At 65.8% G+C, this 13,735-nt stretch carries 9 protein-coding genes and 1 pseudogene; 7 read left to right on the top strand and 3 right to left on the bottom strand.

Annotated elements, in window-relative coordinates:
• Positions 1-398: 398 nt before the first annotated feature.
• Positions 399-707 (bottom strand): phosphopantetheine-binding protein, encoded by a 309-nt coding sequence (locus AB0J93_RS08145; protein ID WP_363919357.1) that lies wholly within the window; start codon positions 705-707, stop codon positions 399-401.
• A 255-nt stretch (positions 708-962) separates the two neighbouring features.
• Between AB0J93_RS08145 and AB0J93_RS08140 the strand changes: the two genes are divergently transcribed.
• The 4 genes from AB0J93_RS08140 (at position 963) to AB0J93_RS08125 (ending at position 3,626) form a co-directional block, all read left to right on the top strand.
• Positions 963-1,496, top strand: a complete 534-nt coding sequence (locus AB0J93_RS08140; protein ID WP_363919355.1) for a phosphopantetheine-binding protein — start codon at positions 963-965, stop codon at positions 1,494-1,496.
• 128 nt (positions 1,497-1,624) lie between these two features.
• The gene (locus AB0J93_RS08135; RefSeq protein ID WP_363919353.1) at positions 1,625-2,836 is read left to right on the top strand and encodes a helix-turn-helix transcriptional regulator; all 1,212 of its coding nucleotides are present in this window, start codon (positions 1,625-1,627) and stop codon (positions 2,834-2,836) included.
• A 149-nt stretch (positions 2,837-2,985) separates the two neighbouring features.
• A complete protein-coding gene (locus AB0J93_RS08130) occupies positions 2,986-3,351 on the top strand; it encodes a hypothetical protein (protein WP_363919351.1) in 366 nt (121 codons plus the stop codon).
• Entirely contained in the window at positions 3,348-3,626 is a 279-nt protein-coding gene (locus tag AB0J93_RS08125) for a hypothetical protein (protein WP_363919349.1), read from the top strand. Before AB0J93_RS08130 ends, AB0J93_RS08125 begins: the two co-directional genes overlap by 4 nt.
• 82 nt (positions 3,627-3,708) lie before the next feature.
• On the opposite strand, the pseudogene AB0J93_RS08120 reads toward AB0J93_RS08125, so the two are convergent.
• Positions 3,709-4,049, bottom strand: a pseudogene (locus AB0J93_RS08120) (IS5/IS1182 family transposase); the annotation flags it as partial.
• Positions 4,050-4,594: 545 nt separating this feature from the next.
• On the opposite strand from AB0J93_RS08120, the gene AB0J93_RS08115 reads away from it, so the two are divergent.
• Entirely contained in the window at positions 4,595-7,090 is a 2,496-nt protein-coding gene (locus tag AB0J93_RS08115) for a hypothetical protein (RefSeq protein WP_363919347.1), read from the top strand.
• Positions 7,091-7,398: 308 nt separating this feature from the next.
• On the opposite strand, the gene AB0J93_RS08110 is transcribed toward AB0J93_RS08115, so the two are convergent.
• Positions 7,399-12,687: a HEAT repeat domain-containing protein gene (locus AB0J93_RS08110; RefSeq protein WP_363919345.1), complete on the bottom strand. Its 5,289-nt coding sequence runs from the start codon at positions 12,685-12,687 to the stop codon at positions 7,399-7,401.
• A 94-nt stretch (positions 12,688-12,781) separates the two neighbouring features.
• On the opposite strand from AB0J93_RS08110, the gene AB0J93_RS08105 reads away from it, so the two are divergent.
• Positions 12,782-13,135, top strand: coding sequence for a hypothetical protein (locus AB0J93_RS08105; RefSeq protein ID WP_363919495.1), 354 nt, complete (start codon positions 12,782-12,784; stop codon positions 13,133-13,135).
• A 64-nt stretch (positions 13,136-13,199) separates the two neighbouring features.
• Positions 13,200-13,733, top strand: coding sequence for a hypothetical protein (locus AB0J93_RS08100; RefSeq protein ID WP_363919343.1), 534 nt, complete (start codon positions 13,200-13,202; stop codon positions 13,731-13,733).
• The last annotated feature ends 2 nt before the right edge of the window (positions 13,734-13,735 follow it).

Below are 13,735 nucleotides of genomic sequence, written 5' to 3'. Positions count from 1 at the left end.
GTTCCGGAAGTCGTTCGGGTGGCAACCGGGCGGACTCGCGCGGGCCGCCGAGCAGGGATAGCCCGAGTAACCTCAATTCGTCGGTAGGCGGTTTTGACGGGTTCCAGATCGTCTTACTGCTGGCGTGCGCGAGCCAAACCCCGGTGAATTCTGAACGATAGTTTGGTTGCTCGATGTCGTGAGGATCCGGCATGTCGTGTGGTTCCGGCTTGATCGGTTTGTCCGACCCGCGGGCACACCGCCGTCGTCACCCGGACCGGCCGCACCAAGGTTGCCGCACTCGACGTGAACGGCGACGGTGATCCGACCGCGCGACCGGGGCGCCGGCGCGCACCTGCGGTACGCGCTCAGTGCGGTAGCGGCGCTCCTTCGGCCCGGATCCCGCCGGACCCGTCAACTCACCGGCGCTTGATGGGTGCAACCTGTTCGGCGACGGGATAACCGGGCAGGGCCGAGGCCAGGGTCGCGACGGTCGGCCAGTCGAACAGTGCTCGCTCCGGCAGCTGCCGGTCCAGCGCGACGCACAACCTGGCCACGGCCTGCGTCGCGAGCACCGAATGACCGCCGAGGTCGAAGAAGTTGTCGTGCCGTCCAACCTCGTCGAGATTCAGTACCTCGGCCCACACGTCGGCGATTGCCCGCTCCGTAGTGGTGCTTGGCATGTCCTCTTCGACGAGCGACGACTGTGCGTAGCTGATCTCGTTCATCGTCCATTACCTCCTGGGCCGGCGAAAATGTGGCGTCGAATAGCGAACGGTCGCAGGCTCGTCACCCTCGGGGAGAATTGTGGTTCGATCGAGCGGCGCGGGCAAGGGTGGGCGGTAAGAAGCAGCCGCAGTCAACCACTTCCGGAAATTCTGCCGATTCTTCTCTGCGACCACTCGGGCTTCCGTGGCACATTGGCGACTGTTGTCATTCCGTGCCGACGGCTCGGATTGCCGCCGTTACTGAAGGAGCGGTTCATGGTTGGCTTGGCAGAGCTCGCATCCACCCTGCTGGGGCATCCGGCCGTGCGTGATGCCCGGGCGACGACGATCCGCCACGATGATCGGGAAGCCACGATCGGCGTGGTCGAGTTTTCCCAGTACGTGAGCGGGCCGGAGCTTCGAGGCTACGTGTGGGACCGGCTCGGTGCAGGCTGTGGATTGGACGGTGTGCTACTCGTCGACGCCATGCCGCTCGCCGGCGACACGCTCGACACCGAATACGTCCGGTCCGCCGTCATCGCCGGCACGTGCACCCTGTTCGAAGGCCCTGTCGACGGCGTCGAAGAGCGTCTCCTGTCGATCTGGGCCGGCACCATGAACCTGAAGTGGATCGGCGTGCACGACGACTTTCTGGACCTCGGCGGCGACTCGATTGTGGCGGTCGAGGTCCTTGCGAAGATCGAGGACGAGTTCGGCGAGGCGCTGGACGTCTACGACTTCATGAGCACCTACAACATCCGCGGCGTTGCCGGCCTTCTCAGTGAACCCCGGGTACTGCAGCAGCAGTGAGTGGGCGAGCCGCAGCTCGTCGTCCGCGTGTTAGGGGTTTTAAGGGCGACCTTCGTGTCGGTAGCGTTGGGCGTGATTGCGGCCCGTTGGGTCGGTGGTGCGTCCGGCGCTACGCGAGGAGGTTCCGGGTGGGTTCCTTGCCGGAGTTGACGTTCGGGCAGCGGTTGAAGGTCTATCGGGAGCGGTCGGGGAAGACTCGGGCGGTGCTTGGTGGGTTGGTGGGTCGTAGCGCCGAGTGGGTGAAGGCGGTGGAGACCGACCGGATCTTGCCGCCGCGCCTGCACATGTTGGATCGGATCGCGCGTGCGCTGAAGGTCGACGTGTCTGCCTTGGCTGTGGAGTTGGGTGACCGGTCTGCGGTGGTCATTGGGCCGGAGCATCCGGCGTTGGCGTCGGTGCGGGATGCGGTGAACCGTGTGGCGTTCGCCGGTGAGGTCCCGGCGGAGTCGTTGTCCGGTCTGAGGGAGCGGCTTGCGGTGGCGTGGCGGGCGCGTCATCAGGCGTCGGATCACCGGACTGTGTTGGGCGGGTTGTTGCCAGGGTTGCTGCGGGATGCGCAGCGTGCCGTGTTGGTGTACGAGGGTGACGAGCGGCGGCAGGCGCAGGCGTTGTTGGCGGAGACGCTCGGGTTGGCGCAGATGTTCATCGCGTACCAGCCGGCGGCCGAGTTGTTGTGGCGGGTGGCGGATCGGGCGATGGTGGCGGCGCAGGAGTCCGGTGATCCGGAGGCGGTCGCTTGTGCGGGGTGGTTTCTGTGTCAGGTGCATCGGGACGCCGGGGATTGGGACACCGCGATGGTGGTGACGCTGGACGTGTTGTCGGCGCTGGAGTCGGCGGCGGTCGACGGGAGCACGAATCTGCTGGCGTTGTGGGGTGCGCTGAACTTCGAGGCCGCGTACACGGCCGCTCGTGCCGGTGAGGAAGGGCGGGCCTGGCGGTACTGGGATCGTGCGGATCGGGTGGCGCAGCGTCTGCCGGAGGGCTTCTACCAGCCGCAGACGTCGTTTTCCCGGGTCATCATGGGCGCTCACGCGGTGACCGTGGCGGTGGAGTTGCAGAAGTCCGGCGAGGCGGTGCGGCAGGCTCGCCGCCACGATGCGGCGGCGATCCCGTCGAGGCCGCGTCGGGCACGCCATCTGATCGAGGTCGCGCGGGCGCACTACGGCAAGGACGACACGGAAGCGACAGTGGCGACGCTGCGGCAGGCGTACGAGTCGGCTCCGGAGACGATCCGCTACAACGGGTACGCCCGCCAGATCACCTTGGACCTGCTCGACGGACCGCGTGCCACCCGAGATGACGCCCGTGACCTCGCGGTCCGAGTCGGACTCGTTTCGTGATCCAGAGGTAGGAACCTTACCCGTTCCGCCGCGCAACCGACCGTAGCTTCTCGCTCACGGGATGCGGCGGGCGGTGCGAGTCACGCCCGGTCGCCGCGTCCCCCTCAATCAGGGGGCGAAGAGGCTGCCCTCGTGAGCGACGAGGGAGGGTGCGTGCGGCGCGTCTCGTACGACGAGTACCTGTCGGCCACCGCGTTGACCTTCGCGCGGCGGCATCGGCCCGTGTGGTCGTGGCAACTGTGGCGGCGGGTCTGCCGGTGCGGAGCCGACCTGCCGTGTCGGGCTCGGCACCGGATCCCGATCAACCGGGGCCACTGGCCGCAGGAGAACGAGCAGTGACCGGCGGGCCGGAGCAGACGATCCTCGCGGTGCACGTCCGAGGACTCGACGGCATGTGCGTCGGTTGTCGGGCGTGGTGGGCGCGGCTGACCCCGTACCCCTGCTGGCAGGTGGACTGGGCGACCAGCCGGCAGGCCCGCGCGAGCGTCGCCCGGTTCCTGGGCGGTGTGCGGTGACCACCCACGGGCCGGTCCTGCCGATCTGGAGCTGCGGCGGCTGCAACCTGCCCTGGCCGTGCCCCACGCGGCGGCGGGAACTGCGCGCGGAGTACGCCGACGCCCCGGTGTCGCTGGCCCTCTACCTCGGTGCCTATCTCGTGCAGGCCGCCGAGGACATGCCCTGGGCACCGGCCGGCGCGCTGCACCGCCGCTTCATCGGCTGGACCCGGCATCCGCCGGACGTGCAGCAGCTAGGTAAGGCACCCGTGCCGGCTGGACCAGACCCGGGATGAGCGCCAGCAGGCCGGATGACCTTGCCGCGGTAGCAACCGATCGGTTCGCCGCGAGTAACACCGGAAAGATCACTGACCATTTTTATCGCGGGTAGCGGGCGTTCTCGGCGGCTTGGAGCACGAGGATGGCCTGGATGATCGGGGTGGCTTGGCGGGCAGCAGCGGAGCTTGGCAAGGAGTTTCCAGGTCTTGAGGGTGGCCACGGCGTGTTCGTCGAGTGCTCGGATTCTGGCGTGGTGGCGGTTCACGAACTTCTGCCCGGCAGCCGCCCGGCAGCATCGAAGAGGACCTGCACGTTTACGCCGTGGCGTCTGTGCTTGCCCGAGTGGTAGGGCCATTGGCGGCGACCCGGTGATTCGGGCCCAGCGTGCCGTCGAGGCTCGCGTAGGCCAGCCGTGCGGCCCGGCGCATGACGGCGTTGAGGGGCGGGTCAGGCTGCGCGGACAGCGGGATGCTGGCAGTAAGTCAGCAACGAAGCACCCTACTGGGAGCTTCGCCCTACCCGGACGCGCCACTGGTACCTGCCCAGGCCCTTCATTCCGATGGAAATGGCCGGTGGTTCTGTCGCAGTGTCGCCTACACAGCTCCGGCCAGCTCGCGGGCTGTTGAGGTGGCCTTTCAGGCTGTCCGTGCAGCATCCGTAATTATCTAATATGCGGGCTCAAGATCCTTATGGACGGCTGCGCCTTCCAGGACGGTTGGCGCTTCTCGGGAGGGGCTGATCCGTCCCAACGGGACGGCGACGGCCAGGCGCGCAGTTTCACAGGTGTGTCAATACGCCCGTCTACTAGGCCGCCAATCGATCTCTCCACTGCCATCGGCCGTCGATGGGCCTTTTCGATGGCTTGCTGCTAACTTGGCCGACGTCATGCCAAGGTCCAATCAGCCACTTCAACCCGCCGATCTGGCTTGCCCTATGCCCTAGCAGGGGACAGCGTGCATCCTGCTGCGCACGTAGTCTCGTCAGCATGACCCTCGCCGATGCGGACCGGGAGACAGCTTTGGAGTCCAACGATCTCGCGCCCCCGGACCAATGGTCAGATCCTGAACAGCGACTTTGGCTGGCTTTCCGCCGAGGTGAGGCGCTTGACCTGAAGGGAGTCAACCCTGTAACTACCAACCTTGCTGGTTCGGACCATTGGGGATCAGACAAGACAATACGGGCCGAAGTTCTGGCCAGCCTTCTTCTTCACGGCCCTTCGCAGGAATCTGGTCGACCTAACCGACTGATCTTGTCGGGAGCGAGAGTTACCGGTCAGCTCGATTTGGGCTGCAGCAGAATCGCTCCGTTTTCCCTGATTAATTGCCTCTTTGAGAAGGAGCCGAACCTGAATGACTCAATTGCTGAGTTCGTCGGCTTCGTGAGTTGTTTAATCCCTGGTTTTTCCGGTCAACGCATGACATGCAGTGGACCAATATGGATTACGCAATGCAAGATTGCAGGAAGCGTAGAGCTGGAAGATGCTAAGGTCGCTGGCGATGCCTCCTTTCGCGAGACGACCTTCGAAACTCCTGGTCGACAGTTCGCCTTAAACCTTGGTGGCGCTCGTGTCGAGAGTGACTTGTTGCTCGATCGGTTGACGGCAAATCAAACACTGCACCTCCACAATGCCTCGATCGCTGGTGACGCAATCTTCGCAGGTTCCAGTCTGAGTTGCCCCGGTTCGTGGGTGGTTTCCGCCAAACAGGTGGTGGTGGGAGGTTCGATCCATTTTACCAACAACTTCCGTTGTGACGGCGCAATTGATCTGGAGGGAGCCAAGGTTGATGGTCAGGCAGTACTCAACGGCGCTCAAATCGTACGTCCGGACAACGTTGCCCTCGATTTAGACCATTCCACCATCCGGCTTGGTCTGATGATGAACCGTGCACGCTTCGAAGGGTACGTGCGCCTGCATCATGCGCGCATCGGCTGCCAGCTATCTCTTGCGAATACGCAGATAATCAGATGCAGTGACAAGCCGGCGATTTCGGCTGACCATATAGTGGTAGATGGATCGGTGGGCTTGAACGGAGGCTTTCGCTCGGAAGGACTAGTGCATATGCACGGTGGTCAGATCGAGTGCAATCTATCCTTGAACGAGGCGCGGATCATTACGAACAAGGGTCCGGCGTTTACGCTTGATGGAGCCTCGATCGGCGGATCCCTGTACGCTACCAAATGCGACTTCAAAGGCTGCCTCGACTTGGAAGGTGCTACGGTTGGCGGGCTCGTCCGGCTCTATGCGGGTAAGCTAACAGCGAATAATAACGTAGCCCTCGATTTTCACCGCGCTCAGGTTGGGGGCGGAATTTTTGCGACAGGAGGCTTCGTGGCAGAAGGGCTGGTCACGTTGGCTGACGCAAGAGTTGCCGTTGGTGTGGATTTTAGCGACGCAAAGATCACCAATTCCAGGAAAAAGGCACTTAACGCATCCGGGCTCATGCTAGCTGGCAACTTTGTCTCGAATCGGATTGAGGTCGACGGCCTTGTGGATCTGGCCGCAGCGGTGATAGAGGGCGATGTGATGTTCGCCGATGCCACGCTTACTGGCGTACCTCTGGAAGAGGCATCAAGGGGCACCGAGGTTGATCCACTCCGTGGGGGGGACTGGCGGGGAGTTTCCTTTCGGGCCACGGCCAGCAAGATTAGCGGCGATCTCAACGTACGAGCTGCGCGCTTCGCCCAGTCGCTCGTCCTGGAGTCCGCTCAGGTGCAACGGGCGGTGTGCCTCGATGCGTCCCGGTTGGAGGCAGAGGAATCGGCCGCCTTAGTTGCGCGTCATCTACGGGCCACAGTGCTCAGTTTAAAGCTGAAGACCCGACCCGCAGGCGCGATATTGTTAGCATCGGCCACGATCGGCACTCTCATTGACGATGCCAATTCGTGGCCTGAGCACGCTCCGGTCTCACTTGATGAGTTTCGTTACGAGTCAATTAGTACAGAGTTGACCGTGAGTGATCGGTTGCACCTGCTCCGGCATGCAACACCGGTTTACACGCCCCATCCCTATGAGCAGCTGGCGTCGCACCTTGCCGCCGCAGGCCAAGATGATGATGCTAAACAAGTTCGACTTGCTTCTATTCGGCGGTCGTATGAGGCATCTCGTCTGCTTAGTCGTGCCTGGGGGAAAACACAAGACATCGTTGTGGGTTATGGCTACGCACCCTTCAGGGCACTGCTCATATCTCTCGCACTCCTTGCAAGTGCATCCCTCTGGTTTACGTTCGCACCCCTTAAATGCGGAGAGCCGGGGATGGCGAGCTTCCCACTCTGTCCGATTAAGGAAAACGAACATCCGACCTGGGACGCTTGGCTGTATTCAGCCGACTTACTTATTCCGCTCGTGAATCTCGGACATGAAAATTCGTGGGATCCCACAGGTGCTTCGAAATTGGTCACCCTAGTGTTAATAGTAGGAGGATGGATTCTCACTACTACAATTGTGGCGGCGGCAGGACGGTCCTTGCGAGGTCGGCTTTAACCCTCGAGCGGTTGGGTCGGCTAGATTTGTGCCAGGACGATTGAATATAGAGCAGGAGAGGGCGGTCCGGCTGCGCCCCGATCCGAGCTAGGCTGCCGTCGGCCACCCTGTCCCGTCTGAGTGGCCGAGGACGCGTCTGGCAAGGGTTGGCGTGCTGGACCGCCAATTCGTCGGCCGGACCTAACAGCGCGATTGATCGAAAGCTGGCGGCGTAACACTGCGGTTAGGCCCGCTGGAAGGTGGAGCGCCCGGTGGTCAGGAAGTACAGTGCCGGCTCGGGTGGGGTGCTGCGGCGGCGCAGTTGGCACCTACGGGGGGTCGGGGCAGCTCGGCGCGCGGTCGGGTAGGTCGTCGATCTCGGTGCCGGGCAACCAGGCGAGGGTCTGCTCGGCGAGCCGCCGGAGAGCCGGCTCGGGATGGTGGGCGGCCTGGTCCACGAGTAGGTTGCGAAACCCCTCGGTGGGGTGGTGCTGCGCCAGTGCCCAGGCCGCTGTGCGACGTACGCCGGGATCGTCGTCGGTGAAGAGGTCGCGGAGCAGGTCGACGACCTGGGGGCCGTGCGGTCCGTCATGCGCGAGACCTGCCACGGCGGCGCGGCGGACGGCGATGTCCGGGTCGTTCCTCGCGCGATCCACCAGCAGGGCGAGAGTGGCGCTGTCGCCCTTGGCCTGGCGGCTGAGCAGCTCGACCACGGCGAGCCGGATGGTCGGGTCGTCGCTGTCGGCGCGACTTCGGAGGAGCGGTACGACCTCCGATCCGTAGTTCGCCGCGAGCAGCGCGTCGGCGGCGGACACGAGGACGGCGGGATCCGGGTCGTTGATTCGGTCGAGAAGTAACGCCCTCGACTGCGCGGCTGGCAGTGGCGATCTGGCGAGCAGTTCGACGGCTGCGGCTCGGACAGCGGGGTCAGCGTCGTGGCCGCCGCGACGCAGCAGCGCCGTGACGACCTCAGTGCGCGCGGGGGACTGCCAGCCGAAGAGCCCGGTGGCCGCTTCGCGGATCACCTGCGGGTCCGGATCCTCGCGGATGCGGTCGAGCGCGAGGTCGTCGCGGGTGCCGGCCCGGACGAGAGTACGGACTACGTCCCGTCGCACAGTCGGGTCCGCGTCTCGGATCAGGTCGTCGGCGACGTCCGCGAGAGAGTTCCGGCTGCGGTTCGCGAGAGCGTGGACGGCGGCGAGCCGTACCGCTGGCGCCTGATCGTGACGCGCTACGTGGAGCACGGTCGCGTCGTTGTCGGTGATCTGTACGAGTGATTCGAGCGCGGCGAGGCGGGTGTCCGGGTCGGGGTCGTGGCGCACCAGTTCGAGCATCAGCTCCGGGTCCGGAAAGTGCCGGCTCAGTAGGCGCACGGCGGTGCTGCGCACCGCGCCGGACTCGTCCTCGCGAAGCCGGCCGAGCAACTGCCGCCGGACCAGGGGAGCGTTGTCGGCCTGGTTCAGCAGCGCGGTGGCCGCCGCCTCCACCACCGCAGGCGCGGAGTCCTCGGCGAGTCTCTCGCCGAGGATGTCGCGGACGTCCCCGGCGTCGTGGTGGCCGAGAGCCCGCGCCGCCAGTACGCGTACCGTGGCATCCTCGTCGCTGCGGACCCGGTGATGCAGCAGATTCACGAGGGCGTCATCGATGTCGTACCCGCTGACGAGCGCGTCGAGTGCGGCACGTCGCACAGCCCGGTCGGCGCTGTTGACGGCATACCCGATCAGCCGGGCTCGACCGGCCGTCCAGCGGTCCCGCTCGGCCGGCAGCCGAGCCGCCGACATCGCGGTTTCGGCCAGTCCGGCGACCAGCGCGAGCTGGGCCTGGTGATCCCCGTCGCCGGCCAGTTGGTCGAGCAGCTCCTGGATGCCGTCGCGCGGGGTGCCGAGCGGCACGGCGAGCCGCGCGGCGACCTCGGCAAACGCGGTACCCCGGGTCAGCTCGAACCCGCGTCGCCGGTACCAGCGCGGGTAGGTCTCTCGGCCCGGCCAGTCAGCGCCCATCGTCCTGACCACCGGCAGTACCTGCGCCTCGACCAGTGCGGCGGTGGCTGCGTCGTCGGTGGACACCCCGTGTTCGATGAGCAGGACGAGCTGGTGCAGGAGCGCGTACGCCGAATGTGCCACCGCCGGTCCGATGCTCAGCTGGGCGAGGCACTGTACCGCCAGCACGAGATTCCACGGCGGCTCGGTGAACCGTTCGGCCGGCCAGGGCCGGTTGACCTCGGTCGTGAGGAGTTGGATCAGCCGCCCGGCCTGCGCCGGGGGCGCCGCTCCCGCGACGAGCTGGAGCACCTCCCACCACGACGGGTCGGCCCAGTGCGCGGCGAACAGGGCCGGCAACGACTCCGTTGGCCCCTGGTGGTGCTGTCGGACGATGTCTACCGCGCAGAACCATTCCAGGATGGCGCGATGCGCGAAGCCATACTGGCTGTCGTCGTACCGGACGAGCATGAAGTCGCGCACCCGGAACTCGTCGATGAGTTCGCCGGCGACCTGGCGGGACCGTTCACGTGGCAGGTCGTACTGCTCCTCCAGGTAGGACTCGAAGACCTGGCCGAGCTCGTTCCGCCCGAGGCGCGCGGTGCCCCGTGACTGCATCAGGTACGCCAGGCGTCCCAACATGTGCTTCTTGTCGGTGATGTCGACGAAGCCTGCGGCGTGTTCGGTCGGGCTCAGATGGCGGTGCTGGTCCCAGCGGTCGAGAAGCAGGTCCGTGAGGTGGTCGTAGAGCTGCCACCGGTTCCTCGGCAGCTCCGGCCGGCGTCGACTCAGCGCGAGCAGAGTGGTCAGCAGCAACGGGTTACCGGCCAGCGCCCGGATGGCCGGGGTATCGCGGATCGTCGAGCGGAGACGTTGCCAGTGCGGCCGTGCCCTACCCGGGTCGTCCGGAGGGTCCGCTGCGTACCACTTGGACAGCAGCTCGTCAATCTGAGCGTCGTGCAAAGTATCCAGGGTGAGGTGGTGGAAGCCGGCCTCGGTCAGGATCCGCTGGCTGTACTCGATCGGCCGCGTCGTGACCACGACCCGCACCGACGGATACTCACTGGCGAACGCCGCGATGAGACCCGTCACCGCCTCACGCTGGCGGGGGTCGAACAACTCGTCCAGCCCGTCGAAGATGAAGATCATGGGCCGCCCGGCGTCCAGCAGGGCGCGCAGCACGGAGCGCGGCAGGCCGAGACCCTCGGCGCGGTGCAGGTGGTCGAGGTGGTCGAGAATGCCCTCCCGCCGACCGTCGCCAGCCGGCGCCAGGTAGGAGCGGAGCTGAACCAGCAGCGGAATGTGCCCGCGCAGCGGCGCCAGTCGGGGCTCCGGATGCGGTTCCGTCAGGGACAGTGCCAGATACCGCGCCACTGTCGACTTGCCCGCGCCCGGGGCGCCGAGCAGCGTCACTGTTCGACGACCCGGATCGGTCAACAGTTCGAACAGGGGCGTGGCCGGCGCGTCCGAGCCGGGCCCGACCTCTTCGCGGGCAGCCGGCTCGACGAACATCGACCCGAGATCGACCCGTCGGTAGCCGTCGTACCCCGGTGGGGACAACGCCTCCAGGTCGAGCCCACCGTAGCGCTGGCGTAGCCGCAGGAAGTAACCCTGCACGCTCTCGGCGATGGCCGTGTCGTCGGTTTCGGGCGGCTGTTTGCCTGCGAGGACGTTTGCCAGCGCCGCGGTCACCAGGGCCGTGAGTTCATCCGGGCCACGGAAGAACTCGACGAGATGGCGCTCCTGAATCTCGGTGCGCAGCGCCTCGATCCGCTGGCCCGCCTCGCCACGGTCGACCATGGAGGCCGGCCACGGTGCGTCGTCAGCGAGCAGGAAGATCAGACACAGTTTGCCCAGTCGTTGCGCCTCCCGATACTCCAATTCGCTTATCGACTGGTCGTGCCCCTCCGGCACATAGCCGTACCGCCACGCGAACAGCCCGATGTAGAGATCGCTGCGGGCAAGGGCCCGCAGGGACGTCTCAAGCGGCGGTCGGCTCTCCGCGACGTACGACTCCATCGCGACGTCCTCGACGTTCAGCCGCCGCGCGGCGGCGTGAACCGCGCGGCGACACTCGGCCAGATCCCGGAAGGTCGACGAGACGTACACCCTCGTGGTGGCCTTCCGGGCCCGGGGATAGATCGTCACCATGACGCAGTCGCCGGTCTGCACAACTGTCGGTTCAGGAGCGCCGATGCGCTGGCATTCGCCGACCGCGCGGGGAATGCCCGAGCCCTCGCCCTCCACCAGTCGCATCCAGGTCAGCACCCGCGCGAAGTGGAAGTTACGGCGGTCGGACTCCGAGCGTAGGTGGCTGATCGGAACCGCTTCGCCGTCGGGCAGTTGCGGCCCGTGCCAGGAACCCGGGTTCACGATCTCCACTCGGTCGTCGAATACCCGTACGTGCACGCACATGCCCCGGTGCTCGTAGTCGCGGTGCGCGAGGGCGTTCGCGATGACTTCCCGTACGGCGATCATCGGGTAGTCGTTGACCGGCACGGGTGTCATCGAGTCCCCGGTGAACGTCTCACCCTGCGCCGTCCGCTGGGCAACGAAGTTCCGCGCCTGAACGATCTGCTCCGGTACCGTCCGACGCAACTCTTCTCGTACGTACCACTCGTCCCGGTTCGAGCCCTTGAAATGTACGCAGGTCACCATGGCGGTCGGCACCACAGCCGTCGGATCCTCGCCGAACAGCAGCGCCCCCGCGTAGGTCAGCCGCCCGTTGAGCATCAGGTGGGCCCGATGCAGGAACTCGGTGGTGTTGAGGGCAGGCGGCATCTCCACGGCGATGTCGGGTCGCAGGTTCGCGCGGAACTGGGCCAGCTGTTGGGTGTTCACGGCCGTCCCGGAAGTTGGCCGTTCCAGCAGCGACAAGGCCTGTTCGGTCGGATCGGTCGGCTGCGGATCAGCCTCCGCTGCCGGCGGCGGGACCGGTTCCGCGGCCGGGACGGACCGGCGGGCGATCGCGATTCGGCCGTACCCGTCGAACTTCTGGCCCGGCCGCGGATTGGTGAGCATGGCATGCAGGTAGTCGTAGAGCGTCGCCAGCGTGATGTTGCCGTCGTTGTCGACGGACGCACCGCCCAACAGCCCGTCCACGAGGGCTGCGGTGAACGGACTGGGCTGGCCGTCAAGCTCGGCGTCCTTGGCCAGCTCGGTGGCGGCGGCAGCGGTGAGCACGAACCGGCCTCGGCCGGCGAACTGCTCGGCCAGGTTGTCGCCCTTGAACGCGCCGCCGTGGCAGCAGTCGAGGATGAGAATTTTCGTCCGGGCCACGCAGTGCTGCAAGATCGCATTGATGGTGTCGTTTCCGACGGCCGTGCCCGGGATGAGATCCCGTTCGGTGTCGACGCCGCACAGGTAGAGCTTCTGCAACTCGCTGCGGCCATGCCCGCTGAAGTAGAACAGCAGGGTGTCCTCGGGACTCGCGGACCTGAAGAATTCGTTGATGGTGCGCTGCATCTGTGCCGAGGTCAGGTTCTGCTCCGGCCGGACGGTCGCGTCGGTGAACATGCCCATCTCGGGATCCGTCAGGGCGGCGGCGAGGAGGTTCCCGTCCTTCTCTGGACCACGAAGGAACGGCAGCGTCCCGGACCGGCCATAGTCCGAATTGCAGATGAGCAGGGCTTTGTACACGCTCGCTCCCGACTGCCCACAACGCGACCAGTGGTCTACTGTACGGCTCGCCGGTATTTCCGAGGAGGAGTGCGAGGTGGGTCCTTTGACGATCGTGGTGAGTCCCGGCCTGACCGGTGTGGCGGACGACCACGAAGCGGCACTCAGCGCGGCCGACGACCTGCGCGCGGATCTGCTCGAACAGGGCCTGATCGCACACGACGAGGGCTCCGACGTCCCGGGCACCAAGGGATGGGAGCAGTACCTCACGATCCTGGTCGGGGGAGGAGGGGCACTGGGCAGCGTCGTGGCGTTGTTCCATGCCTGGCTCAACCGTGACCGGCGTCGTTTCCTGATACTGCGTAAGCGAGTGGACGGCCGCATCGTGGCCGAGGTGGAAATCGCCGGTGACACGGTGTCCGACGAGACGATCCGCGCCGCCCTTGAGCAGGTCGTGGACCTGGAGTAAGAGCGTGCTTCAGGTAGCGGTTGGCTGATCTCTCTGGGAGATCACAGACGGAGAGGACCCGGGCGTGACCGAGAGGCCGGAAGCCCATTCCGACCACGTGGCCATTCTGGGCGTCGCGCTTGCGGCCACCGTCAGTATCGCGGCGGCTGAAGGACCGTGGGAACCGCTTGAAACAATCGTCGGCATCGTTCTCGTTCTCGTCGTGGTGGCATTCCATGATCGCCCAGGAGGCCAAGGTCGTGGTGAGGGTTGGGCCAGGCAGGCCGTCCTTGCATCTGTACTGGCTCTCTGCTGTTGTCTGATCGTCGCCTGGCCACTGCAGAGCATCGGGCTTGACGTTTACTGGTTTCTCCCCGGCACCTGGCTTCTCGCGGCCGTCGCCGGGTGGGTCTACCTGCTGCGGTACGACCACCGTCGACAGGACGGTCGGCAGGCGGCGGTGTCACCTACGGTAGGCGACGCTGATCCTCCGCCTGTCCCGACGCAACAAGAAGCAGCGGCGATCGATCACGACGGGGTGGTAGCAGTCGAGGCACGCCGGGCCATGTCCGGGCAGGCTTCGGCAGACGATCGGTCGCGAAAGGACCCGAAGGGTTAATC

This window comes from Micromonospora sp. NPDC049374, from assembly GCF_040677165.1.
GTDB lineage: Bacteria > Actinomycetota > Actinomycetes > Mycobacteriales > Micromonosporaceae > Micromonospora.
Note: the sequence above shows the minus strand (reverse complement) of the source record. Positions and strands in the feature narration are given on the sequence as shown.